This window comes from Nocardiopsis alborubida (assembly GCF_012396365.1).
GTDB classification, from domain to species: domain Bacteria; phylum Actinomycetota; class Actinomycetes; order Streptosporangiales; family Streptosporangiaceae; genus Nocardiopsis; species Nocardiopsis alborubida.
Genome location: NZ_JAAXPG010000002.1, coordinates 36,211 through 61,753 on the forward strand (window position 1 = coordinate 36,211; position 25,543 = coordinate 61,753).

General features: G+C 66.8%; 17 protein-coding genes. 14 read left to right on the top strand and 3 right to left on the bottom strand.

Features of this window, described 5'->3' with window-relative positions; genetic code table 11:
• The first annotated feature begins 119 nt into the window (after window positions 1–119).
• From HGB44_RS02385 to HGB44_RS02450, 14 genes are all read left to right on the top strand, one after another.
• Window positions 120–821: a hypothetical protein gene (locus HGB44_RS02385; protein ID WP_168443892.1), complete on the top strand. Its 702-nt coding sequence runs from the start codon at window positions 120–122 to the stop codon at window positions 819–821.
• Between the two features lie 7 nt (window positions 822–828).
• On the top strand, window positions 829–1,545 hold the full coding sequence (locus tag HGB44_RS02390; protein ID WP_061080032.1) for a hypothetical protein: 717 nt from the start codon (window positions 829–831) through the stop codon (window positions 1,543–1,545).
• An 18-nt stretch (window positions 1,546–1,563) separates the two neighbouring features.
• On the top strand, window positions 1,564–2,136 hold the full coding sequence (locus HGB44_RS02395; protein ID WP_061080031.1) for a hypothetical protein: 573 nt from the start codon (window positions 1,564–1,566) through the stop codon (window positions 2,134–2,136).
• Complete coding sequence (locus HGB44_RS02400) at window positions 2,136–3,173, top strand: hypothetical protein (protein WP_168443893.1); 1,038 nt, start codon at window positions 2,136–2,138, stop codon at window positions 3,171–3,173. Before HGB44_RS02395 ends, HGB44_RS02400 begins: the two co-directional genes overlap by 1 nt.
• A gap of 96 nt (window positions 3,174–3,269) precedes the next feature.
• Window positions 3,270–5,513 (top strand): relaxase MobL, encoded by a 2,244-nt coding sequence (gene mobL / locus HGB44_RS02405; RefSeq protein ID WP_168443894.1) that lies wholly within the window; start codon window positions 3,270–3,272, stop codon window positions 5,511–5,513.
• 156 nt (window positions 5,514–5,669) lie between these two features.
• Complete coding sequence (locus HGB44_RS02410) at window positions 5,670–6,227, top strand: hypothetical protein (protein ID WP_061080028.1); 558 nt, start codon at window positions 5,670–5,672, stop codon at window positions 6,225–6,227.
• A gap of 104 nt (window positions 6,228–6,331) precedes the next feature.
• Window positions 6,332–6,517 (top strand): hypothetical protein, encoded by a 186-nt coding sequence (locus HGB44_RS02415; protein ID WP_061080027.1) that lies wholly within the window; start codon window positions 6,332–6,334, stop codon window positions 6,515–6,517.
• A 261-nt stretch (window positions 6,518–6,778) separates the two neighbouring features.
• Entirely contained in the window at window positions 6,779–7,552 is a 774-nt protein-coding gene (locus tag HGB44_RS02420; protein WP_061080026.1) for a hypothetical protein, read from the top strand.
• A gap of 145 nt (window positions 7,553–7,697) precedes the next feature.
• On the top strand, window positions 7,698–9,467 hold the full coding sequence (locus tag HGB44_RS02425; RefSeq protein WP_061080025.1) for an AAA family ATPase: 1,770 nt from the start codon (window positions 7,698–7,700) through the stop codon (window positions 9,465–9,467).
• Between the two features lie 112 nt (window positions 9,468–9,579).
• Window positions 9,580–11,637, top strand: coding sequence for a coiled-coil domain-containing protein (locus tag HGB44_RS02430; RefSeq protein WP_168443895.1), 2,058 nt, complete (start codon window positions 9,580–9,582; stop codon window positions 11,635–11,637).
• A gap of 114 nt (window positions 11,638–11,751) precedes the next feature.
• A complete protein-coding gene (locus HGB44_RS02435; RefSeq protein WP_061080023.1) occupies window positions 11,752–15,792 on the top strand; it encodes a type IV secretory system conjugative DNA transfer family protein in 4,041 nt (1,346 codons plus the stop codon).
• Between the two features lie 191 nt (window positions 15,793–15,983).
• The gene (locus tag HGB44_RS02440; protein ID WP_061080022.1) at window positions 15,984–21,569 is read left to right on the top strand and encodes a hypothetical protein; all 5,586 of its coding nucleotides are present in this window, start codon (window positions 15,984–15,986) and stop codon (window positions 21,567–21,569) included.
• Window position 21,570: 1 nt separating this feature from the next.
• Window positions 21,571–23,346 carry a hypothetical protein gene (locus HGB44_RS02445; RefSeq protein WP_061080021.1) on the top strand — a complete coding sequence of 592 codons (1,776 nt, stop codon included), beginning with the start codon at window positions 21,571–21,573 and terminating at the stop codon, window positions 23,344–23,346.
• 54 nt (window positions 23,347–23,400) lie between these two features.
• Window positions 23,401–23,736 (top strand): hypothetical protein, encoded by a 336-nt coding sequence (locus HGB44_RS02450; RefSeq protein ID WP_168443896.1) that lies wholly within the window; start codon window positions 23,401–23,403, stop codon window positions 23,734–23,736.
• 104 nt (window positions 23,737–23,840) lie between these two features.
• Here the strand turns inward: HGB44_RS02450 and HGB44_RS02455 are convergent, their stop codons facing one another.
• From HGB44_RS02455 to HGB44_RS02465, 3 genes are all read right to left on the bottom strand, one after another.
• Window positions 23,841–24,008, bottom strand: coding sequence for a hypothetical protein (locus HGB44_RS02455; protein WP_168443897.1), 168 nt, complete (start codon window positions 24,006–24,008; stop codon window positions 23,841–23,843).
• Window positions 24,009–24,439: 431 nt separating this feature from the next.
• On the bottom strand, window positions 24,440–24,640 hold the full coding sequence (locus HGB44_RS02460) for a hypothetical protein (protein ID WP_061080019.1): 201 nt from the start codon (window positions 24,638–24,640) through the stop codon (window positions 24,440–24,442).
• 294 nt (window positions 24,641–24,934) lie between these two features.
• Window positions 24,935–25,189, bottom strand: a complete 255-nt coding sequence (locus HGB44_RS02465; protein WP_168443898.1) for a hypothetical protein — start codon at window positions 25,187–25,189, stop codon at window positions 24,935–24,937.
• Window positions 25,190–25,543: the final 354 nt, after the last annotated feature.

Below are 25,543 nucleotides of genomic sequence, written 5' to 3' on the forward strand. Positions count from 1 at the left end.
AAAAGACGGACAAAGCCGCCGCCGTTGAGGATGTAACCGAGTCCGCGTCGCGGCGGACGTTCGTCACGCCTGCTGACAGGCGAGTCGAGACGAAGACGGGGCCGGACGAAGACGAGCCCTTGCACGAGGACTCGGAGGACGACGAACAGCTGCTGGCCACACGCGCCGTGGTTGCCGGAGTGATCATGGTCGTGATCGCCCTCGTCGTCGGCGTGCTCGCCTTCGGCTCCTCCGGTTCGACCAGTACTGAAGTGAGCAGAGCCAACGCGAAGGAGATCTTCAACCTGCGCGAGGAGATCCATCTTGCCGAGGCCCGCGCTGAAGAGCTGCCCGAGGGCCGAGACGTTGAGCGCGGACTCGTTAAGGCGATGGCCTCGGCCGACCGAGTCGCAACCCTGCAGAACGACTACCGACAGCTCACGCCGCGGATCGAGGCCGCCGACGGTGTGCTCGACCCCGTGCTGGTCGCCTCGACCCGCCGCGACCTCACTCCCCTGTTCACGCCTTCGGTCGACGCTTCAACACTCGACCCCTGGTACCTGCTCGCCTCCGACGCCTCGGTGCCGGAAGCCGTGGGCATCCCCGCCAGCTTCGACTCAGGCTTCGAGTGGATCCCGTCGACCCCGGCCACCGTCGAGGTCGACGGGGTGATCCCGGTGGTCTGGCAGGCCATCGAGCGCCACCCCGCCAAGGGCCAGGGCCCGGCGGTGCTCGCCTGGGCGTCGGCGGACTACGACCTGACCGGCCAGACCTTCTCCGAGATTCGCACCGGCATGACGGTTCAGGGCTCAGCCCGCGGCATGGAGGTGAAGCAGGGGTGAAGCAGGGGTGAAGCAGGACTTGGGCACGTGGATCAAGAAGCGCGCCAACACCATCTTCCTTGGCGGCTGCGCCAGCCTCCTGGCACTGTCCATGGCCAGCCTGGTCATGGCGCTGGGCCCCGGCGACCAGGCCTCGTCGGCCGAGCAGGCCGCGGGCATTAAGGCCGGACTGGTCGAGGACAAGGAGGGGGCCGAGGCCGTACTGGAGACCAGGCACTCCGAGCTGCTCGCCGAGCTCGGCGGGATCGACGCGGACAGGGTCAAGCGCGACAGGAGAGTCATCAGGACCTTCGTGCTGTCGCTGGCCGAGGCACCGGCGTCGTCGAGGTCGGTGCGTGACGAGCAGATCAGCCTCGATGCCCGCTGGGACGTCCTTGGACCGGACTCGCGCACGCTCACCGAGTTCTTGCCCGAGTGGATGGCCGCGGGCGAGGACCGGCACTACCGGCTGGCCGACCTCGACATCCAGGTCGCGGGCATCAGCGGCCTCGACTACAGCTACACCGCCCTGGCACGGCTCGAGCCGGACGAGGACACAGACGGGGCCGAGTTCGTCTTTCTGACCGCGACGACCAAGCAGGACGGCGCGCTCACCGAGGCCGTGGCCTATCGGGCCTCGAACGCCAGCCGGGCCGAGCTTGAGGCCGCAGACGGAGGCCGGGCGCCGAAGCACGAGAGTGCTGAGCCGACGACCGAGCCCTCGGCAGGAAACGGCCAGGACTAACCAGACGGACGCCCACCCATGACGACGAAGAACGAGAAGGTCGAGGACGCGATGACACCGACCGCCGAGCGCACCGAGGCGACCACCGATGGCAAGGAGACGGACGACGCCCCTCGCGCGGGTCTATCGGACCAAGAGCCCTGCCCGAGCCTGGGCAAGCGACTGCTCGACGATCTCAAGGGCGCGAACAAGTCCAAGGGTCGGGCGACCAAGGAGAAGCAGTGGGCCAAGGCCGGGGTCATTCGCGCCTCGATCCTCCTCTTCGACTGGCTGCTCGTGTTTACGACCGCCACCTCGCTCGTGCCCGCCTTGGGCGCGTGGCTGCACATGAAGTCGGGAGCGGCCGGGCCCGGTGTAGGCGTCGACGGCCTCATCGCGGTGTGGCTGGTGCCTCTGCTGTTCATCGTCGGGATGCTCATGATCGGCGAGGTCGCGATCATGCGGGCCCTGTGGCGGGCCGGGAGACAAAAGATCGAGCGGATGCGCGCACAACTGGAGTCCGAGGCCGACGGTCCTGAGCGCGCCGGTCCGGGGCGGAAGACCACCACGAGCAGTGGAAGCAAGCAGAGGAACCGGAAGCGGAGGAAATGATGCGGACTGCAGGACTGACGATGGCCGACGTGTGGGCCGAACGCGTGCTCAACCTGAGAGGGGTCGAGACCCAGCGCTTCGAGCGGATCCCGGCCACGGTCGGGGTGCTCGTTGACACGATCGAACTGGCCCACCACGGCCAGGACCAGAAGTACCGGCCCTACTTGCATGTCATCGGCGAGATGCGCACCATCGCACTGCCCGAGAGGATGCCCCACGGGCTGACCGAGCTGACCTACCCGGTCGGCTCGGAGCAGATCGACGTGTTCTATGAGTTCGATGACGCCCAGCTCGTCCACCTGGCTCAGAAGGGCTACTTCCAGACTGGCTTCCGCGTGCCCGACGGACGGGTCACCGGCGTGGAATGGGAGCTGCCAGCAGAGATCGACGCGGTCGTGCTCGCCCCCGACCCCGGCGTCGACGGCGGCCAGCTGCCGGTCGTCTTCGCCCACGTCCACCGCCGAGGCGACCTGCCCGCCAGTCTGGAGACCTCCGGCTACGACCTGGCCGCCTATTTCGATGACTTCTCCCGTTCCGGAGCCGAGGTCGCCCGAGTCACCGGTGAGCGCGCGGCGACCACCCGCTCCGGCGAACTCGACAGCCTCTTCGGCGAGGACGTCTACGACGTCGAGTCCGTCCGTGAGGACCGCGAGGCCGTCGCCGCGCCCACGGCCGTCGACGAGTTCGATGGACGCAAGCGGGAGATCGAGGACGCCATCGAGGCCGAGAGGGCGGCCTTCCAGGCCGGACTGGCCGCAGAGGAGGGCACGCCCGAGCACCTCTACGCCCAGCAGGTGGCGCCCTCACTGGACGAGAGCGCCGAGGACGAGAAGGACAGCGACCGGGAAATGGCCAGGTGGACGGCCCCCTCGCTGGTGCGCAAGCCGGCCGTCGAGGCCGACCCGGGAGACGTCGACTTCGGCGACGAGGCCTTCTCCGCGACCGGCCCTTCCTCGCTCGAGCGACGCAAGGCCGAGGTCGTCGCCCGCGCCGCCGAGCTCGAGCATGCCTCGAGCGAGGACGGGCGGGAGTACTGAGGCTCGCACAAGCACAACGCCAGACCGACCAGCCCCGGAACGCGTGGACTTCGTTCGCGGGCCGGGGCTGGTCCCATCACAGGGAGGGCCAGGACCGTGGGACTGAAACAGGACGTGGTCATCGTCAATGAGTTCAGCGTCCCCCTGTCCGGAGGCACGGGTTCGCGCGGCGGGACGCCGGGGGCGTACGTGAGTCGGTACATGGCCAGGGAAGGGGCGACCGAGTCCCTGGCACCGATCCGGCGTCTGCGCACCGACGACTTCATTCTCCGTTACATGGCGCGCGACTCGGCGGTGGAGCGAATGCCCTCGCGCAGGGAAGCGAAGTACGAGATGCGCCAGGCCCAGGGAGACGGGGGTGTGGCCTTCGGTTATGGCTCGGTGTCCCTGTCCGATGAGCAGCTGGGGGCCGCCAGCGCCGACATCCAGCGCCTCTTCGAGGACCGGCACACGGTGATGAAGACCGTGCTGTCCTTCGGCGAGACCTACCTCAAGCGCCACGGCATCCTCGACCCCGACTTCCGCTGTGAGAAGGCCGGCGACTACCGCGGCCATCTCGACCAGATGAAGCTGCGGTTGGCGATCATGCACGGGCTCGAGAGGATGGCCTCGGGCACCGGCGGCTACGACGACCTCCGTTACGTCGGGGTCGTGCAGGTCGATACCGAGCACGTCCACTGCCACCTGGCCATGGTCGACGCCGGCCCGGGCAGGCGGGCCAAGGACGGCACGCAAAAGGGCAAGTTGCTCGACCGGCACAAGGCCCGGCTGCGCCGGGGCATCGACGCCTGGCTCGACGAGAAGCAGGCAGTGGCCCACCTGTCCAGTGCCGTCGGCTATGAGCGGCGCAATGTCACGACCTACATTAAGCGTTGGGCCCATGACCGGATCCGGTCCGAGGCCCTGCCGCAGTTCATCCTCGCCTGCCTACCGGCCGACCGGGGCCTGTGGCGAGCCGGGTCGAACGCGGCGTCGATGCGCAAGGCCGATGCGCTGGTGACCGAACTGGTAGCCGAGCAGCTGGCCCGCCCCGGCTCGCCGATGCCAGCGGCCATGGAGCGCATCCGCGACTACGCCGACAACCGACGGGCCAACGAGGACCTGTCGACCGAGCAGTGGCAGGCGCTCATCGACCGCGGCCGATCCCAGATCGTCGAGCGCGCCGTCAACGGCGTCTACCAGCTGCTGCGAGCAATGCCCGCCGAGGAGCTGACGGTGCGCACCCCGATGCTCGAGCTCATGGGGATGGACTACGAGCGCATGGCCGTCGCTGCCGCCGACGAGCAGGTCCACGGCGAAGGGGCGGGCGACCTCATCCACTTCGGCTTCCGCCTGCGCAGCTACTCCTCGCGCCTGGCCCACCACCGCCGCCAGGCCGAGCACAACCGCAGGCTCGCCCTGCGCTGGGAGCGCTCGGAGGCCGCCGACGTCGCCGCAGCGGACTCGCGCCCCCTCTACGACCACTACCGCTTTGAGCAGCGCTGGCACGAGCAGGTGATAGCCAAGTACCAGCACTTCCTGCCCTTCCTCGCCGACTCCAGTGCCTGGCAGGAGGAGCAGCAGGCCATCTCCGACTACGGGGCCCGGATCCTGTCTCTGATTAGCCTGCGTGCCGACGCCTCGCTGGCGCGGATGAAGGACGCCGAGGAGGCTGAGCGGATCGGCCGTGACGTCTACGACCAGCCCGGGGGCCGGCACTTGACCCAGGGCAGGGCTGGGCGGGCCGTCCTTGACGGCCGGATCGCGACGATGAAGCGGGTCTACGACGAGCGGGTTGCCGAGCTGCGCAGCCGATTGGCGAGCTCGGGTCTCGTCCTCGAGCTCGGCGTCGATGAGACCAGGGCCGAGGCGGTCACCGACGAGGCGGTCATCGTCGAGGGGATCGGCCACGACTTCGCGGAGGTCAAGGCACTCGACCTCCATCACCTCGGCTACGACTTCGTCTCCGACGTCGAGGTCGGGCAGCGGGCTGGGCGGGCGTTCCTGGCCGCGGCACGGACTCGGAGACAGCTGGTCTTGGCGGCGATGGACTACCTCGAGGGATCGGGTCAGTCGGCGACGATCGTCGAGCTGCCCGTTGACGACGTGGCGGCGATGACGCGCACGGCGCGGACGCTGTCGGCGGGGCGGGTCGAGATGGGCAGGTTCGTCCTGCCTTCGCGCATCGCCGAGCTGCGGACGGAGCAGGAGCGCTCCGAGACGGCACGCCGGTCGAAGGCGTCCTCGCTCGACGTCGAGCTGGCGGCGCGGGTTACTGCCCGGGTCGACCAGGCCGCACTCGAAGCGAGCATCGAACCATCCGATGCCAACCAGATCGTCAGTGCGACTCCTTCAAGTTAACCCCTGAAAGACCAATGATCATCATTCAATGGTTGCCAATGGCCTATAGCAGTACTATGGTGAGGAGCATTGTAGGACGACTCAATGGATCGATCCAGACGACGGCACGGGTCACGACCGATCTGATTGCAGGCAGATTGATTGAGAGGAACGATCATGGCTTACCTCCAGGGCGAAGGCGCGATGACCAACATCAACCTCATCGTCAAGACCCACTTCAACAACGTCACCAAGAACGGCAAGAGCCAGTTCCTCGACGCCATGGTCGACCACAGGGACCCTCGTGGCCCCGGCCAGACCAACCTCCACCTGGTCTCACGGAGGCAGGAGCACAACGGCAAGACCTCCTACAACAACGGCGCGGGCTACTCGATGGACCAGTTCGAGAAGATCAAGGCCGCCGCGGGGCCCAACACCGAGCCCGTGACCAACAAGGACGGCGAACAGATCGGTGAGGCCTTCGCGGTCAAGGCCAGCGTCATGCCCGCCAAGGACGGCCTGATCATCAACACCAACAAAAGGATCGACCAGTCCGACTTCAAGATGGAGCCGAACACCCTCGACATGCAGTTCGAGTCGATGAAGGCGGCCAAGAAGGCCCGCCAGGCCGAGAAGACCGCCGAGGCCGAGCAGGCGCAGACCGCCCAGCCCGAAGCGTTCCCGGCCCACGCGGCCGAGGCGCAGGCCGCAGAGCCGGAGCCCTCGATCGGCTGATCGGGACCGGTCGCACAAACGGAAGGCCCGCACCAGGGAGGCATTCCCGGGGTGCGGGTCTTCGCCCATTTCGAGGGGCTGATGCCTGTGAGAGGAGACACGACATGGGGCCCGAACAGATCGAGGTGCCGTCGCTGATAGACGCGGCCGAGGCCTGGCTGAACGACTCGGTGCCACCCGTATCGGCCGAGCAGGCCCCGGTGTCTGAGACCTACCCGTACAAGTTCGAGATCGGCGCGACCGGCCGTCAGCAGGTGGTCAACGAGCACAAGCCGGGCCTTGGCGAGTGAAGGAGTGTGGAGACGATGGCAGGAATCAATGAGGTCCAGCTGCGCAATGTCCAAGAACGCAGTACCGGGGACGTGCCGATCCATGGAGGACCCGCGACCGGGGCGCGCCATGAGGCCAAGCCTGGTCGCGCACCCGTCTACGGGACGGATGCGACAGCTCCGCCGCCCTCGCGCGCAGCCGGGCGCCAGGAACGGACGGGCGACGTCCCTGCCTACGGACGCTCCAGGGCGGGAGTGGGCCGAGGGGTGAGGAGTGGGGGCGTGCCGGGCTACGGCCCGGCTTCGGGGCGGGGTCGGTCCCAGAAGCCGTCGCGGACCGAGCAGGTGGAGGCCGAGAAGCAGATGCTGTCGGCGGGCCTCAAGGGAGGGGTCGCGGGCAGCAAGCTGGGGGCGAAGGCGGGATCAGTCGTGCCGGGCCTCGGCACGGTAGCCGGGACGGCGATCGGAGCGGCTGCCGGGGCGAGCGTGGGCCAGGCCGATACCGCGAGGAAGGCCGGAAACCCGGGTCGAGCCTTCGCCACGGCGATACCGCTGGGCGGAGTCGTCGGAGGCGCGGTCAACGCCAAGCTCGCCAAGGACGCGCGGACGGCCAGGGAGATCGAACAGGCCGCGGCGAGCGGTAAGGCGCGGCCGGCCCAGCCGGGCGGCGCGGAAGTGTCGACGAAGAAGCTGCCGGCCAGCCAGCGAGTCAAGGATTTGCAGGTCGGTCAATCGCTCCAGTCCGAGAGCTTCAGGGCCGGAGCCCAGGTGGTCCGGGACACGGCTACCACCGCTGATCGGCCGCGCGCCTTCCATGCGCAGATCAAGGGCGTCGCCGCCGCGGCGACGAAGGGAGCGGCCACCGGCGCCTACCGCGGAGTGCGCACGGAGAGGGCGAACCGGTCCGGCGCCCAGGCCGAACCCGAGATGGCCGACGAGTGGCTGTCGAACACCGCATCGCGGACGCGATCGGTAGGACGGCCGGTCTCGGAGATGTACGACTACCGGTTCGAGGGTCAGGACCAACAGGACGTCGACCGGCAGTACGGCGGCTGAGTCGCAGGGCCGAGGACCGACCAAAGGATCCCGGGGAGCCACTCCGCGAATTCCTTTCATATGAGCATATGAATGATCATCGTCATAGTGTTTTTACTGACGTTTCAATTGAAACAGCCAGATGGCCAGGGGGTCGATCCGGTAGATGTTCAACGACGAGAGGCTCAATGCGGCCTACCCGACTCTGTCGAAGCTGTCGGACCCGCTCAAGCCGGCCGGGCGCGAGATCGTCGGCCGCAAACGGGAGCAGATGCAGGTCATGGCGGGAATGGCGCGGCCCGAGTTGTCGAACGTGCTACTGCTGGCTGAGGCCGGCACGGGCAAGACCGCGCTCGTCCAGGCGGTGTCGGTCCAGGATTCGCAGCGCCGCTACCTCGAAGTCGACCCCGCGCGGATGATCGCCGAGGCAGGCGACGGACAGCAGATGGCCGCCCTGCTCAAGCGCTTCTTCGACGAGGCTGAGGAGTTCCACCGGGTCGAACAGGAAGAGCTCGTGCTCTTCGTCGACGAGTTCCACCAGATCATCCAGCTCTCCGACGCCGCGACCGAGGCGATCAAACCGGTGCTGGCGGCCTCGGGCACGCGCGGGATTCGGATCATCGCCGCGACGACTTATGAGGAGTTCCACAAGCACATCTCGTCGAATCAGCCGCTCGTCGAGCGCCTCCAGCGCATCAACCTCTCCCAACCGGAGCGGGCGACGACAGTCGAGATCCTCAAGGGGATGGCCGGGCACTACGAGGTCGCCGACCAGTTCTACGACGACCACATCTTCCAGCAGATCTACGAGTACACCCAGCGCTACATCCCGGCCAGCTCTCAGCCGCGCAAGTCGATCCTCGTGCTCGACTCGATGGTCGGCTGGCACCGGATCACCGGCCGGGCCATGGACCGTGAACTGCTGGCCGACGTGATCATGGAGTCGACGGGCAACAACGTCGACGTCCGCGTCGACGGGGCGAGGATCAAGGCCGAGCTCGACAAGCGGGTGTTTAGCCAGGACCTCGCCACGAGCATGCTCGCCCGTCGCCTGCAGCTGTCGGTGGCCGATCTCAATGACAAGAGCAAACCGAGAGCTTCCTTTGTATTCACTGGGAGTACAGGCACTGGCAAGACGGAAACGGTCAAGCAGCTGGCGAACCTCATCTTCGGTGACGACGAGCGACACCTCATCCGGTTCGACATGACCGAGTACGCGAGCGAGGAGTCCTACGCGCTATTCCGCTCGGAGCTGACGAAGCGGGTGTGGGACCGGCCCTACTCCGTGCTGCTCTTCGACGAGATCGAGAAGGCAAACTCGATCGTCACGCGTATCCTGCTCCAGGTCCTCGACGACGGTCGGCTCTCCGACGACAACAACCGGACAGTGAGCTTCCTCAACACCTACATCGTGCTCACCACCAACGCAGGCTCCGAGATCTACAAGACGATCGCCAACTACGCCTCCTCTGATACCGGCTCCGGCGAGAACCTTGTCGAGTATCAGAAGCTCATCCGGCGCTCCATCTCGCAGACGACCGGGGGCAACCGTTTCCCACCCGAGCTGCTGGGCCGCATTGACGCGATCGTGCCCTTCCAGCCGCTGTCGGAAGAGACCCAGAAGAAGATCGTCGCTGGCAAGCTGCGCGGGGTCGTCCAGGAAGTCGCCATCAAGCACAACGTGCGGGTCGACGTCTCCAAGAAGGTGTTGCAATACCTCGTCGAAGACAAAGGCGAGTCGGACTCCGACGCCGGCGGCGCGCGCGCCGCGGTCGCCAAGCTCACCGACGAGGTGACCACCAGCATCGCGACGTTCATCAACGAGCACCCGGCCGAACGACGGGTGCGGGTCGAGGTCGCAGGGAAGCTTGTCAGCGACAACAAGCGCCTGCTCAAGTCCGACGCGCGCATCATCGTCAGCGCCCACCGAGGCTGATCATTCCATTGACCCATTGGATCGTCATTGCATAGTCGAACGACTGGCGCGAACGGTAGGATGTGAATAAACCAGTCAAACTGCGTTTCATCCAGTGAAGGGGTCGACATCCATGGCCAATCCAGGCATGACGGAGGCCAGTCGCAAGAAAGTGCGCAAGAAGAAGCCGGACGAGCTGTTGTCCTCGGTCGTACATGAGACCGCGACGGCGGGGGCCGTGGACCTGCTCAAGAAGAACGAGAGGTTCGTCTTCCCCTCCGGGAGCGCTTGGGTGATGCTCGGCCTGGCCTCTGAGGCCGTCGGCGGGCTCAATCGCCGTCAAAGTCGGCACGAGGCCAAAGGTTCGATCATCAAGCTCATCGAGAACGATGAGATAGAGACGGTCGCCACCGCAGAGATGCTCGCCGAAGAGGTCTTCGGCATCATTCCCACCGCCTCAACGCTCGATCGGATGGACGAGTACTCGCTGCTCACAGAAGCTGAGTACTCCTGGGCCGTGGTCTGGGAGACCGTCGAGGGGGACCTGCACGTCGAGTTCGTCGGCAAGGCGACCTTCCCCCAGACGCAGCAGGTCGCCGCTGGCACCCTCAGCCTCGAACAGGCGGTGGGACGGCAGGCCTGGGCCGACCACTCGGGGCTGTCGGGCGCCAACTCCGCCGATGCCGCGGCCTCTGATCCGACGCAGGCGACGAACGGTGACGAAATCTTCGCTCCGCTGGACGAGGACGACTCCCCCACTGACGACGATGATGAGCCGGTCTTCGATGACCTGGCCGCCGATGAGGAGCCCGACTTCGAGGCCCCCGAGCCGGAACCGATAAGTGAGCCCGCACCGGCCTCCGAAGCCCTTGTGGCGACGGAGCACCCCGGGGACGAGGGCTTCGGCATCGACGAGATCGACGAAGACGCCGCCGTGGATGAGCCGATGCCCGCCGAGGCAGTTGAGGGCGTCTACGCCGACGACCAGGAGACCGTCCGCGACGGCCTGGCTCGGCGCTTCCTGCCCGAGGACCTGGATCTGGGCATCCGACTCGACGAGTTCAACCACACGTTCTCGATCGGCGCTCCGGCCGTCCAGATCGAGGTGCCCGAGGGCGCGAGCGAGTGGCTGGGCGACCAGGTCGCCCAGCTCAGCCGGCAGGCCAACGCCGACCTGGCCGGTCTGCGCTATCAGCACGAGGACGAACTGCGGGCTCTCTACGTCAATCTCATGTCCACACACATCGAGCAGGTCATCCGCGCGGTGGCCACCGATCGCGAGGACAGCCGCTACAAGCAGCTCATGGACAGCATCGAGGCCAAACAGGCCGAGAGGGTCTCGGAGAGGGACGAGAAGGTCCGCAAGGCCAAGACCCGGATCGTCACCGCCTACGAGGAGCACGTGAAGGTGCTCGCGGAGAAGGCCGCGAAGGACGCCGAGGCCCACTACCGGGAGCGTAACAAGTCCCGGGTCGAGAGGGATCAAGCTGATGCGGTCGTCGAGATCGATCGGGAGATGAGCAATGCTCACACCCATGATCTGCAGGAGATCCTGCGGATCCGGCGCAACGACGCCAGCCTCAAGCTCCAGGTCGGCCAGACTCAGATCTTCAAGGTGCTCGCCGAGCGGCAGAGCGAGAACCTCGCTGCCGAGCAGGAGCGTCTGGACCGCTGGAAGGACGAGATCGGCCGGATCGTCGCAGATTACCGGGGCGATGACATCGCCCGGACCGAGGCCCTGACCGAGCAGCTGGCGCGTACCGACGAGCTGGCTGCGGCCCGCTCCGAGTACGCCGCCGCGCTCGAGGCCCAGCGAGCCGAGCACGCCGATCGGATTCGCCGGACCGAGGACGAGCTCGACCTCGTCCGCCAGGCGGCGGTCACGAGGATCAAGGAGCGCGACGCCGAGTGGGACAAGGACTTGTCGGTGGAGCGGACCAAGACCGAGACGCTGACCAAGCTGGTCCAGGACCTGCGCGAGGAGAACGCGGTGATCGAGACCCGCGCCGCGGAGTTCGCCGACCGTCGTCTGCAAGCAGTCATGGCCGATCGGGACGCCGCTGACAAGAATCTCGAGCGCTTCGCGGTGCTTCAGCGGCACGCGAGCTGGCTCATCCTGAGCATCATCGTCGGCGGCGTGATCCTCGGCCTGGGGGTCGGATTCATCGCAGGGACGCTCGTGACCACCTGAGGACAGGGGCGACGAAGCGCATGGAACGGAAGCCACGGCGGTGCTCCAGGTGGACCGGGCACCGCCGTCGGCATCAGAAGGGCATCCGAGAACGCGGGACAGGATTCGCACGCCATGGGACTGAAAGCAGTGCGGGCCAAGCGGCCCACCGCTTCCACCTGGGACAAGATCAGGGCGAGGCGGCCGGACGAGACGCTAGGCAACAGGGACGTACACGGTGACCAGCAGCTCGACCGGTCGACGCTGGGCACCCGGCGCTCGCGCATCCCGGGATTCATCGGAGCGGCCATCACCGGCGCCGCCGTCTTCGCGGCGGCCTGGTTGCTCTACTCAATCCTGGCCACCCTGTTCATCGGCGTCTCCGGCGCCCTGGGCGCGGTCAGCATAGGCGCTCCGGCCGAGCAGCCCTACTACGTCAAGACCCAGGTCAGCGAGGGCGGAAAGTCGGTGACCTGCTACAAGCAGACCGACCAGGCCGGGTTACCGGCTCCTGGCGGGAAGTGCTACGGCAGCGCCGAAGAGGTGCCAAAGCCGGACTGGTACCAGGGCGAGTCCGAGACGAGGGGCACCGACGAGCCAGCGAGGACGACCATCAGCGCTCAGCTGGCAACCGTGACCGGCTTCAAGCTGTTCATGACGGTGGGCACGGGATTGATCGTGGCCCTGGTCATCTCGACTCTGGTGACCCGACGGGTCAGCGCCGAAAATCTCATGCACAACACCGACGACATCAATCAGCACCAGAACGACCAGCACATTGCGCTGCCCGAAGAGATCATGGAGAAGTTCGACTACTTCCCTGACGCTGGTGCGCACTCGGCTGTGCAGGTCTCGTCAGTCATCAGCCACACCATGCTCAAGAAGAAGGGCCTGGGTAGCGTCGATCTCATCGAGCGGGCCGAGGCCGACATCATCGACGAGGACGGCGAGATCCTCTATTACGCCGGTGACCCCCTTGAGGACGCCGACGGCAACGTCATGACCCGGACCGTCCCACTCATCGACGAAGACTTCGGCGAGGCCCTGTTCGAAGCATCCGGCGTCCCCGACGTCAAGGGCGGCGACGGCAAGCCGCTGCGGAAGCGTTTCGACACCACCGCCATCCCGTACAACCCGGACGGCAAGGCGCAGGAGAAACTCGGGAAATACAGGACCGTCGCCGACCTCATCAAGAACGACTGGACGTTCCCCGACTACGAGGTCCAGCGCCCGGCCGGGGCCTATATTGTCGACACCGCTCCGGTGAACACCATGGTCCTGGCGATCACCCGAGGTGGCAAGGGCCAAACGATCATCGAGCCGACCCTGGACATGTGGAGCCGGGAGAAGCGGCCGTCGAACATGATCATCAACGACCCCAAGGGCGAGCTGCTGGTCAAGAACTACGTGCCCTTCGTCATGCGCGGGTTCGAGCCGGTCCAGTTCAACCTCATCAACCCGGTGAAGACGAACATCTACAACCCGCTGGGCATGGCCGCCGACGCCGCCCGAGAGGGTGACTCGACCAAGTGCGCCCAGTACGTGGAGAACATCGGCGACGTCTTCTTCCCCGTCTCCGGCGGGGAGGACCCGGTGTGGCCCAAGGCTGCCGGAAACTCATTCAAACGCGCGGCCTACGGCCTCATCGACGTTTACATGGAGGAGGAGCGAGAGCTGCGCGAGTTCGCTATGGCCGCCGACATGCCCCCGGAGGTCCTCGAGCAGCGCCTCGACGAGATGTGGGGCAAGGTCACGCTCTACAACTGCTACCAGATGTTCGTCCAGCTGACGTCGAAGAAGATGAAGAACCCGGAGGCCGAGCTCGAGAAGCGGGTGAAGAAGGGCGAGTTCGACAACGACGAGGAGGGCCTGCAGGCCGAACAGCGCCGGGTCGAGGCGCAGTCGCCGCTGTGGGAGGGCAAGCCCGAGCAGGACATGCTCACGCTGTACTTCAACGCCACCGCGGCCCTGCCGACCAACACGGTGCGCACCCTCATCGGCAACGCCGACAACGCGCTGCGCGCGATGGCCGGAGCCGAGAAGATGATCGCGAGCGTCTACGGCATCGCCCTGACCGCGATGTCGTTCTTCTCCGACCCGACGATCTCGCGTCTGACCTCGGGTAGGCCGTCGCAGACGACTGACTTCGGCAGTCTGTCCTTCCCGCGACGGATGGGCGTGCGGTTCTCGCAGAACTACCTCAAGCGCGACAACCTCATGCGCGAGATGCTGGCGAAGTGGTCGGCCTATTCCGATCCAATGTTCTCCGAGTCGCTGGGCAAGGACTTCGACCATCAGGACGTCGTCACCCCTGAGGGCTGGGCCCGGTACTACTTCGAGGGAAAGTTCCCCACTGACGAGGCCTGGGTCAAGCTCGAGCTCGTCGACGCCCAGAAGCAGATGCTGGTGCGCACCTTCTACTTCCACTTCAAGAAGAGCTACCAGCTCTCGCTCAACGGTCGGCACTTCGTCAAGGAGCAGGTCACCGGCGAGAAGATCGTCAAGGACGGCGTCATCCGCGAGCTGCGCCCGGTGCGTGAGGGCGGTAAGGCCGACGGGACGATCCTGTCGTTCGAGCCGTCGAACACGACGTACCCGCAGGACAAGCTCAATCTGGCCGACTCGGTCGTACCCGAGCGGGTCCAGGGCAGGGCGCGGGCAATCCAGCAGACGATGGTGCGGTACTCGGAGAAGACCAAGGCGGTGTTCCTGGTGACGCCGCCGCACCTGACCAAGTACGCCCAGATCGTGCTCATCCTCATCAAGCAGCTCGTCGACCTCAACTTCGACAAGAGCTACATGACCAAGAGCAACCAGAAGCCGTTGTACAAGACCCGGTTCATGCTCGACGAGCTCGGCAACCTGTCCAGCGACGGCGAGGGCATCCAGAGCTTCCAGACGATGCTGTCCATCGGACTCGGCCAAGAGCAGCAGTTCACGCTCATCCTTCAGACCCTGCAGCAGCTGCGCGACGTCTACGGGGACTCCGTGGACAAGATCGTCCAGGGCAACACCTCGAACATCATCTTCCTCAAGTCGACCGACGACTCGATGCTCGAGACCCTGGAGAAGATGAGCGGCAAGACTCATCGGGTCTATCGCGACTCCAAGCAGATCACGCAGGACATGAACAAGATCATCGGCGGCAAGACGCAGGGGGCCGTGTCGTACACGATGAGCGCGCAGGAGGAGCCGCTCATCAAGTTCAACGACATGTACTTCATCCCCGAGCGCAACAGCATCGTCTTCCGCGCCGGCGACGCGCCGGTGTGGAACCGCAACGAGACGATCCTGCCGATGAGCTGGCGTCTGTTCGAGAACACGATCCGTCACGCTGGCCACGACGAGTACACGTTGCAGACGATCCCGACCCTGTCGACGGCTGTCGACTTCGACGTCAAGCTCAATCAGCCAGACTTCAAGAAGTTGCTCGACAAGCGGATCGCCCAGGCGATGTGGGCCAGTGAGGCCAAGCAGCAGTACCAGGACGCCTACGGCTATGAGGACATCGAGATCGCCCGGCTCGACCCCGACCTCTACGCCGATGAGGTCATGGAGATCATCCGTGGCCTGGCGGCCAAGGACGAGGGTCTGGACCCCGATGCGGCGGTGATGATGGACCCGGACGACTACGAAGCCTCGATCATGATCGACGATGACCAGTTCATCGAGAACGTCGAGCTGGCGGCCGAGGTCCACGATCTCGAGGCCGACGAGTCCAGGCGCGAGGAGCGCATCTACGCCGAGGGGCTGGTGAGCAAGGAGATGCTCGTCCACCGCAACGGCGTGGCCAAGCTCAAGACGCTCGACGTGCCGCTAGCCGAGGCCTACAAGCACGTGATGCTCGAGATGCAGCATGACGATGAGCACTTCTCGGTCGGCGGCGACGGAGAGCTGCGCAGCGCCGACGGGTCGGTGGCCTACATCTCGCCGGTGCGCTCGGCGACGTACTCCGACGCGGCCCAGCGGATCAACCGTCACCTCGACGGCGAGGGCTCCAGGGCCTTCGCCGAGCAGGAGCTGACCGAGGAAGACCTGCGCAGCCTGGCGACGGTGAAGATCCACGCGGCCTTCTACCAGTACCTCGCTTCGCTGGAGTCGTGGGAGGTGCTCGCCGAGGGGGAATTCGATCGGGCTATGGCCGTCGAGATGCGCCAGGAGACCCATCGGGCGTAGCGCGGTGTCGATGAGGGGACGCCCCCGGCCTGGATGCGGCCGGGGGCGTCCGGTCGTTTCTGGGGTCTTCGGGAATCGACAACCAATGGCAACTTGAATGCACATCCAAACCTGTCACCAATGATTGATAATGATCAGTCGAATGGACTATACATGATCATGTAACCCGTAGCCCCAGAGGAGGCAGAGACATGAAGAGCGCGCACGGCCTGCGGAGGTACTTCTACGAATACGTCCTCCACCAGGCCATCGACCGCGCCCGCGAGCAGACGTCGGAGATCGTGCCGATCTCCCAGGCCAGAGCCATCCGGGCCCGGGTCGACGGGATTCTCTCCGGGCTCCCGGCGATCCCCGAGGCCAAAGGGCTTCCAGCGACAGCACAGCGCCTGGCCCATCCCAAGCTGGGCATCCGGGACTGCCTGAGCGCCATCGACCAGGCTCTGGGCGAGTCGGTGCGCGACTACGAGCCCCAGTTCGGCGACCACTCCGCGGCCGACGAGCGCTACCGAGCGCTGCAGCGGGACTTCAGCCGGGCCACTGGCGTCGGCGGCGAGACGAACCCAAAGTCGGCGCGGCTGCCGATTAGCCCCTACGACCCCGAGTGGGCCGAGCGGGCGACGATCAAGCGTGGGGGCACCGCGCTGTCCTACCTGCCCGACGGGGCCGTGGCGAAGATGACCGGCGGCGAGGTCGACCGGGTCGCGGCCCCGCAGCACGGCAACGCGATGCTGTGGCGCATCGACGACGGCAAGGCCGTCGAGGCCGGTCGGGCGATGACCTATGACGACGCCTCGGGGCTGACCGCCCTCATGGACAAAATGAGCGAGGCCGAGTACAACCAGGTCCGCGGCTGGGTCCTCGACGGCGGGCGGGACCCGCGCACCGGGCGCATCGACCGCAACCGCTTCATGTCCCAGGCCGCCGTGGCCCGCTCGGTGGCCGTGCTCGACGAGCTCAAGGCCCAGGGCACGGCCTACGAGGTCGTCCGCGACATCAACCCCGGCCAGATCAAGGCCGTCCTGGTGGACACGGGCCTGGAGATCCGCCTCACCGAGCCCCGGGAATCTGAGTCCTTCGCCGGGGCCCGCATCTACGACAACGGTCTGGTCTCGCGCTACAGCACCAACCACTCGGTCAACGGCAGCGTGGCCCTGTACTCGGCGAGCCCCGACGAGGCCGTCGCCCTGCTGCGCTTCGCTCAGGGGCGGCCCGTCGAGCGCAGAGACGTCCCGGGAGCGATCGCCGGGGTGCTGGGCACCACGCACACGGAATCGAGCCGCTCGGGCCCCGTCGAGGTCCCCGACGCCTACTACACCGACAAGGAGTCGATGTTCGTCGTCGACGACTACGCGCGCGGCGCAGGTTCGAAGGTCCTACTTCGGCGGGAGAGCACCTCGCGGACGTTGCCGACCTACTTTGTCGATGCCGCGGCGGCCGAGGCCTTCGGCCAGGCGGCCGTGGAGTCGGCGCGGGCGAACCTGCAGTCGGCCCTCGATGTCGAGGGCATCATTGACTCATTCCACGCCCAACGCTGGCAAGGCCTCAACCTCGTCGAGTTCGAACCCCCGGAGTACTCGGCTGACGCCGAAGTCGCCGCGATCCAGCGCTCCTACTGGGACGTGCTCACCGGCGATCGGGCCTGGCTGCTGCGGCCGGGAGCGACCGAGGAGATGTACGCCGAGAGGCTGGAAGCCATCGGCGAGTCCGCCGAAGCGGGCCTGGGCAACCTCGTCTACGGTGGCTCGCCCGAGGAGATCATCCGCGACCACGCGGCCGACGTGCCCTTCGAGGTCATCGGCACCTGGGAGGCCGAAACCCACCAGATCGACGGCGAGTGGGTCGACCAGCGCTTCGACCCGGGCCGCGTGGCCAGGTACATGACCAGCTCGGTCGGCCAGTGGTCGAACCTTGACGACCTCGCCGCGGCGCTGCGCCGGGCCGAGGTCGATCCGGCGGAGATGATGGGCACCGGCTTCCAGACCACGCGGTTCAAGGACCGGCTGGTCCGATTCGACGCCCAGACGGCCGTGCCGATCGAGACCCACCCGTCGGAGTTCATTCAGCGCGTCGGCACAACCATCTACGACTCGCTGGCCCGCTCGGGCACCGCGCCCGGCCCGATCCTCATCGACGACAAGGGCGTGGTCTCCTACACCGCCGAGAAGCAGCGCCGCGGCGGGTCGCGGGTGCCGGTATCCGGTCAGATCGGGCAGGTCTTCGACGTCGGCGACCACGGCGAGATCGTCACGCGGTTCGCGTCCGGCGAGAACGCGCTCATCGTGCCTGGCTACCAGGCGCGGATTCGGGCCCAGCCGCCAGGGCAGCGGCCGACCTCAGTCGAGGAGCGTACGGTACTGCGCGGCTACGAGCAGCTCGTCCACGAGCGCATCGCCCACCAGATCGCCGGTGACCTCGTGGCCACCCGGAGCGAGGTCGGCGAGCCGGCGAGTCTCAACGGTGTCTACTCCCAGCTCTACGGCACCAAGTACCCAACCGACTTCATCGAGCGGGCCACCGAGCTGAGCATCGATCCCGCCACCGGTGAGGTCAGCTCCCGCCTGGACCCGTGGGTCGAGACGATTCTGTCGACCGAGGCGAAGCGGATCCGCTACAGCAACGAGGTCAAGGCCGGCTCGACCATCTACGCCGAATACCGGGCCGGGCGGGACCGCACCGACCCGGCCGACGACAACCGTTTCGAAGCCTGGGCGCTGACCGGCGGGCGGAACATGACGGTGCTCACCGGCACCGATGCTAACCGCGTCCCTGCACCGGAGGGCTACTTCGACCCCGTGATGACCGGCGGGGCGACCAACCAGGGCATCGTCCGTTACCTCACAACCGACGCCGAGGTCTCCCCCGACGGCTCGATCGTGCCCGGCGACCCGAAGACCCTCACCGGTGCCCGCGCCCCACTCATGACCCGGTCCGAGCTGGAGACTTTGGACTACGACCCTTTCGACCGCCAGCAGATGACGGCCTCGACGATCATGCAGTCGTCGAAGGTGACCGAACCGGCGGGGACGGCGATGATGACCTTCGGCGGCTGGACGGCCGACGACCCCATCGTCGTGTCCAAGGAGTTCGCCACGGCCCACCAGATCCGCGGCGCCGAAGGGCAGCTGCGCGACCTCGTCGTCGGCGACAAGCTCTCCGACCTGCACGGCAACAAGGGCGTGGTCTCGCTCATCATCGAGCGGTCGATGAGTATCGAGGACGCCGAGGCACAGGGCATCGCCGAGGAGGTCGCGTGGTTCCGCGAGAACCCGCAGATGGACGTGGTGATGAGCCCGTTCTCGCTGATCTCGCGCCGCAACGCAGGATCGGCCCGGGAGCTCATGGCCGGCGACGTCGAGACGCTGATGGCTCCGGCGATGCGCGGGAAGGAGCTCAGCGAGCTCTCGAGCACTGCGGCCGCGGCTGGTGTCGGCCGGATGCGCTTCGTGGTCACCCACATGGCCGTCGACGAAAAAACCAAGATCTACGACGACGAGGCGATCCAGGCCGGACGCGGCCGAAAGGCCTCGAGTCAGCTCGCATGGGCGCTGGGGTCGAAGGGTGGCTGCCCGGCGATCATGCGGGAGTTCTACGGGCACAACACCGGCCCGGAGTCGAACGTGCGCGAGTACCTGCGGGTCGCCGGTCTCGATATGGACCCCGACGGAGCGCTGCGGGTAGTCGGCCAAGCCGAGCCCCGCGGGGGGTCGCCGGCGCGCCGGTTCATCCCGATGCCTGAGCTCGTCCGCACAAAGCCAGGCAGGTCGACCCGGACGCCAGGGCTGAACACCACAGCGATGCGCAAGTCCTTCGGCGACCTCATCGGTGACCGCGGGGGCGACCTCGAGCTGCCCTTCGCCCTGACCTTCCCCACCGGTGAGCAGATCGAGCCGGCCTCGGCGACCAGCTGGAAGCTGCCCGTGCTCTCCTCGCACCTGCGCAGCGGCCAGGAGTTCGATGACGGGACCTCGGTGATGCACGACTACACCCGGTCCTACCAGGAGGTCTTCGTCGAGTCCTGCCGGTATCGGTTCATGCAGGAGAAGCTCGCGAACGAGCGGCTCACCGACGACAAGCGCTCGAAGCTGCTGGCGGATATGTTGACGACCGTCCAGCGGGCCCAGCGTTCCTTCGAGGCGGTCACCGCCGACGTGACCTCGCGGGTGCTCACCGGCAAGAACAACGCCTTCAAGACCGGACTGATGGCCTCGCGGCTGTCAGACTCAGCCACGATGGTGTGGACGGCCGACCCCAGACTGGACATCGACCAGGTGGCGCTGTCGCCGGACAAGGCGGCCCGGCTCGGCCTCGAAGAGGGCGACCACGCCCTGGTCTGGCGCGACCCTATCCTGCGCGACTCGGGCGTGCGCTACATGCGTGTGACCCTCGACGAGCGGCTCACCGGCGCGGCGATCAACCCGGTGATGGACAAGTGCTTCGACGGCGACTTCGACGGCGACGCAGTAGCCGTGGTCAAGCTCCATTCGCAGGCGGCCAAGGACGAGGCGATGGCCAAGTTCTCGGTGCCGGCGAACCTGCTCGACACCGGCGTCGTCGGCCCTGATGGGACGCACCCGCTGACGGCACACGTCGCGCTCGACACCCAAGTCGCGGTGTCGAAAGATCCAGAGCTGGCCAAGGAGTTCGACAGCCTGAGGTCGGAAGCGAACCTGCTGCTGGCCGCCGAGCGCGACGGCGAGTCGGTCGAGTCGATCGCCGCCCGCCGCCTCGGCGTCACCAAACAGCTCTCCAACCTCTACCGCAGTGCCCAGTCACGCGAGTTCGGCTCGGCCCTGGACTTCTCCAGCGCCTACAACCATGTCGAGAGCCTCAAGGCCGTCTGCGTCGACACCGGGGCTAAGGGCAGCCTCAGAAAACTGGCCTCTTACGCCGAGAAGCTCGGCCTGCAGGTCGACGATGCCGGTGACTGGCACGACGTCGACCACAAGAAGCCAGGTATCACGAAGGCCGACCAGGAGGCGTCGATGTTCGCCACGGCGATCAAGGCCCACGGCACCGGCCTCGGCGGCTCCTACAGCCAGCGGGCAGTGCGCGCGCTGCGGGGGAAGGACCTCAAGGCCGTCCTCGAGATCACCTACCCGGTGACGCAGTCGATCCTCCAAGCCAAGCACGACGCGGCCGAGGCTCGGCACAAGTACGCGATGCTCCAGGGCCCGGGACGCGATCTGTGGCGGGGTCGGAAACTCGAGCACGTCGGCGTTGGACAGTGGAAGCCCGAATTCGTCGAGGGCGAGCCGGTGCAGGCGAGCACCGCGGAGTGGGCCGAACAGTTCCAGGCCTTCTACGAAGCCCCCGACGGCTTCAACGTGCGGGTCAACCCCGCGTACGTCCATCGGGTGGCCGAGGCCCTCACCGACCCGGACACGGGCCTGGTGCGCAACCTCGAGGAAGATAAGTCGCTGGTGGGCACCGTCATGGACCGCATGGCCTACGGCGGTGACTTCGAGACCCTCGTGGCCGCGGCCGAGGCCCGGGAGAACGTCTACGACGGGCCCGGCAACGAGCTGTTCGCCCCGGCCCCCACGGCTCGAGCGCGGACCCGGTCGACCGAAGTCGAGACGGGTGTCGAAGCCACGACAGTGGAGACGGCCGTGCTCAAGCGCGACGTGCTCGCCGACGGCGTCGACCAGGCGCGCACGCGCCAAGTGAATCAGCGCTCGGCCCAGGCTGTAGTTGTCGGCGGCCGCCCGGAGTACACGCCCTCGATCAACATCGAGCAGCCCGTGGCAGGCGGGCATGACGAAGGAATGGGGCTGTGACATGAGCGAGCGCAAGCGCCTGGGAGACGTGGAGACGGTGCCAGTGGGCCGCACGCCCATGGCCGTAGACGGGCAGGGGCAGATCGACGCCGACGAGTGGACGGCCGAGAGGGCCAGGGCGCAGCCGCCCCTGGAGACCGGGGCGGGCTACCCACCGTGGCCGAGGCCGGCCGAAGAGGAGCCGATCGACGCCGAGTTCACCGAGGAGCGGCCGACGACCCGGCAGAGGGCCCGCCGCGCGTGGGAGGAGAGCAGGAGGAAGGCGCGAGAGTTCTTCAGCGAGAGCGTGCAGGCCACGATCGTCGATCACGAGGAGCAGCGGGCCAGGGACGAGGAACGGGCGGCGACCGACGACCCGGAGGCGAGCAAGCGCGCGCAGCTGCTCAAGCTGCGCAGCGAGGCGAGGCTGGCTGGCGAGGAGTACCTCGACTCGCTCAGGCGCTCGCAGATCTTCGTGCCCGGCTTCACGGAGGAGAAGGCGGCCAAGCGGCTCGACGCCATGCACCAGGTCTACGTGCAGATGATGGTGCAGGGCTGCCTGCGCCCGCTCTCGCGCGGGGTCAATACCAACTCGATCATCCAGGCCGTGGGGATGATGACGTCGATGACGCTGCTGTCGGAGGACTTCCGCGAGCAGACCCGCCCGCACCTCGACCGGCTCAGGGAGAAGATCCAGGACCGCATCGACACCAAGACCCGCTCGAGAGTCGGCGCGGTCGAGAAGGGTATCGAGCGCCGCCGGGACTTCTTCAGCGGGGTCGTTGACGAGGAGAAGAGGGCACGACTGGTCGGCTCGACCGATGCGCGCGCTCAGCTGTCGAGGAAGTGGCGCAAGCGCTATGACGACCTGCTCTATCGTGAGCGCGGCCGGCGGCAGCTCTACACTCCGGAGGCGGCGGCGCTGACGGAGCTGGGTCTGATGGAGAACGCCTTCGTCCAGATGCGGGACCCGGCGACGGAATCGCAGGAGGTCTACGAGTCCTACAAGAAGCTGCGCTCGCATCTGTGGGCCCAGTTCGAGGACGACGGCCTCGAGCGCCAGGACATCGTCGATCGGGTCAAGACGATGGTTGGGGTACGGATGGAGCACGAGCCGGAGCTCTGGACGATGATCAAGGGCGCCGCCCATGGACGGATCATCAAGGACTACCGCATCGATGGGGTCACCGGGGCCCGGGAGGAGCAGTGGCGCGGGCATTGGGCGAACCACATCGGGGCCAGAATGCCGCGCGAGGCGACCTTCTCCCTGCGCCCGCCGATGACGCACGATGAGCACAGCTCGGCGATCACCGAGACGATGCGGATCTCGTTCGCCGACGCGGTGGGCAAGGACATGAAGGACGGCAGGGCCGACGGCAAGCGTTTTCGGGAGATGGCCATCGGGTACATGGCTGGCTTTGCCGGACGCAGGCAGGGCATGGACCTGCGCGGGGCCCCCGCCGGCGTGCGCATGGCCGTCGAGCAATCCGGGGTGATGATGGCGACGATGACCGTCGACGGCGTCGAGCCCGAGGCCCAGCGGGCGGCGTACTCGATGGCCTACGCCAACGCCATGGACGAGGTCGCCGAGCAGTGCCCGGAGGTCAAGGACCTCATGCACGAGCAGTTCGGCCCCGACTGGAAGGCGGTGCTCAAGGACGCCGCAGACAACCCGCAGGCCTTCCTTATCGCCATGAAGGCGAAACCGCGACGGTACTACGCCGGGGCCGACGGGGGCCCGGCGTATGAGTCGGCCCGGGACTACGACGCCGCTCATGAGAATCCCCAGCCGGTCTGAGGGGTCGGGGGATAAAGCGCGAGCGGAGAGGCGGGAGAGATGTCGGAAGATGCGATGCAGCAGCACAACGAGCCGCGGGGTTCGAAGTTCGCCGAGATGTTCGGCTATGTCAAGCTCGACGACCGGGTGCGGTGGGACCAGCAGCGCCAGGCGATGCAGCGGCGGCAGGGGGCGATGAAGACGGGGTCGAAGCAGTCGCTGAGCTCGATGATGGAGTTCGGGCAGATGAACGTACAGGCCCGGCTCCAGGCCGCTCATCGAATCAAGGAACAGGAGGCCTTCGACAACAGGAAGGATCGCGTGATCACGGGAGATGACGGCGAGGTGCGGGTCGAGTCGGTGTCGTACCGGGACAGGCAGACCAGCGATCTGGGGCCGGAGATGGAATAACAATTCACGACGGCGTGAGGGTCGGGGGAGCCATTCAGCCTGCAGATAGAAAAACGGAGCCCCGAGGGATGATCCCTCGGGGCTCCTACCCGCTCTGGGCGGGCTCAGTTGTTCGTGAAAGCCATGATGACGACGAGGATGATGGCGAGCATCGCGGCACAGGTTCCGACAGCAGTCAGGAGGTCACCGTCGATGGAAGCCAGGAGTCGGCCCCAGAAGTCGGCGACGCCGACGGCGAGGCGGGAGAAGAAGCCGGTGACCCAGGCGATCACACCTGCGGCGGAGACGCCAGCAAATACACAGAGGCCGACGATGAAACGGGCGTTGCAGAGTATCAGAACCTCACCCCAGACCCTCTTCGAAGATCACGAGAATGCCGAGATTGGACAGAAAGAAGACGATGACGGCTCTCCAAGCACACCTGGGCATCCTCGATGCATAGGCCACGAAGGTCTTGGCTGGAGGGACGCAGGCTAGGAGTGGGGCAAGCAGGTCGGTGCGCACCACCACGTAGCAGACGCCACGCGAACGCGACGACGATCACGGCGGTCAGCGGCCGATGTAGAAGCAGCCGCCGCCTCGGGCTCCTCTGCCCGACGACCTGCTCGGCTGCCGCTCCCCCCCATCAGCGTCGATGACCTCGATCTCACCCTCGCGCATCGCCCCCCTCCATCCATTCAGTGACCTATTGGGTGGATGGGCATCAGATGACCTCGATCTCGTCCGCGGAGAAGTTCAGGCCTTTGGTGTAGAAGTGGTCGTCGATCACGACGGTGTACTCGCCGCGGTCGCTGATGCTGGTGATGGTGCCGAGCGAGCCCGCAGGGATGGCGTGTTCGGGTGGGAAGCTCGGGGCGGAGGTGAGGGTGATGGTGGTGCGGACACGATCGCCGGGGCGAAACATGTAGTGCTCCTCAGGATTCGTAGCCAGCGCTGCGGGTGGTGTGGTGCGGAACGCCGCTGACGGCTTCCGCTCAGAGGGTTGGGTGAGCCTCGGAGGTCCAGTCGTCGCCGTTCCACCACGTGCAGTGCCATCGGCGGCCGGAGAGCATCACGTGTCAGTGGCGGGGTGGCCAGACATACAGGGTGGCGTTGGTGTGGGGTCCTTCTTCACCGGGTGTCCTTTCGGGGCGGGGCGAAGCAGGGGCAGGCGAGGAACACTGGCGGGGTTTGCGGGCGCGGCGGATCGTGGTGCGTATCAGGACTCCCCGACGCTGGTGGGGAGGATGCTGGACAAGGCGCCCGAGGACAGCACCACCAGGGACCCAGACGGGACCATTACCAGCCAGTGCCCTTTTGGGATAAGCACCATGCACCGTTGGTCGTCCAGGTACACGCGGGCCTGCACGAAGCTCAGCGGGGGAAGGAACGCGGGACGCCTGTCGGTGCTGGCTTCGGCCAGGGCGCGGATCTCCTCGGCCGCGTCGGGGCCGGTGTACTGTACGGCGGTCACCGTGGCAGGGGCGAGGGTCACACGGGTGGGGTCTCCCACGTGTGGAGCACTGGCTAGTCCCAGGGCCCGACGGCACGTCACACACGACACTGGGGTATCCGGGGAGAGGAGGGTATCCCGATCCCGGGTCAGGTTGAACTCCTTTCGGCACGCGGCGTTGGCGATGATCCGGCGCATCCCCAGACACCGGGGGTCGAGGCGGCCCTTCGCGGGGAGGGCGTGCACAGCCCGGCCACCGAAGACACGGCCACGGCGGGGGTAGTGGTCAGGGTCGCGGGTCATAAGGTCTCCAGGGGGAAGAGGGGGCGTTGTCCAGCTGCGGCGAGCTTGACCTTGCTCATCGTGACTCCGGTG

What these genes read in the sequence shown, in the direction of transcription:
- HGB44_RS02395 (WP_061080031.1), top strand. Translation starts at nt 1,564, where the DNA reads ATGACGACGAAGAACGAGAAGGTCGAGGACGCGATGACACCGACCGCC.
- HGB44_RS02400 (WP_168443893.1), top strand. Translation starts at nt 2,136, where the DNA reads ATGCGGACTGCAGGACTGACGATGGCCGACGTGTGGGCCGAACGCGTG.
- HGB44_RS02410 (WP_061080028.1), top strand. Translation starts at nt 5,670, where the DNA reads ATGGCTTACCTCCAGGGCGAAGGCGCGATGACCAACATCAACCTCATC.
- HGB44_RS02415 (WP_061080027.1), top strand. Translation starts at nt 6,332, where the DNA reads ATGGGGCCCGAACAGATCGAGGTGCCGTCGCTGATAGACGCGGCCGAG.
- HGB44_RS02425 (WP_061080025.1), top strand. Translation starts at nt 7,698, where the DNA reads ATGTTCAACGACGAGAGGCTCAATGCGGCCTACCCGACTCTGTCGAAG.
- HGB44_RS02430 (WP_168443895.1), top strand. Translation starts at nt 9,580, where the DNA reads ATGGCCAATCCAGGCATGACGGAGGCCAGTCGCAAGAAAGTGCGCAAG.
- HGB44_RS02435 (WP_061080023.1), top strand. Translation starts at nt 11,752, where the DNA reads ATGGGACTGAAAGCAGTGCGGGCCAAGCGGCCCACCGCTTCCACCTGG.
- HGB44_RS02440 (WP_061080022.1), top strand. Translation starts at nt 15,984, where the DNA reads ATGAAGAGCGCGCACGGCCTGCGGAGGTACTTCTACGAATACGTCCTC.
- HGB44_RS02445 (WP_061080021.1), top strand. Translation starts at nt 21,571, where the DNA reads ATGAGCGAGCGCAAGCGCCTGGGAGACGTGGAGACGGTGCCAGTGGGC.
- HGB44_RS02450 (WP_168443896.1), top strand. Translation starts at nt 23,401, where the DNA reads ATGCAGCAGCACAACGAGCCGCGGGGTTCGAAGTTCGCCGAGATGTTC.
- HGB44_RS02460 (WP_061080019.1), bottom strand. Translation starts at nt 24,640, where the DNA reads ATGTTTCGCCCCGGCGATCGTGTCCGCACCACCATCACCCTCACCTCC.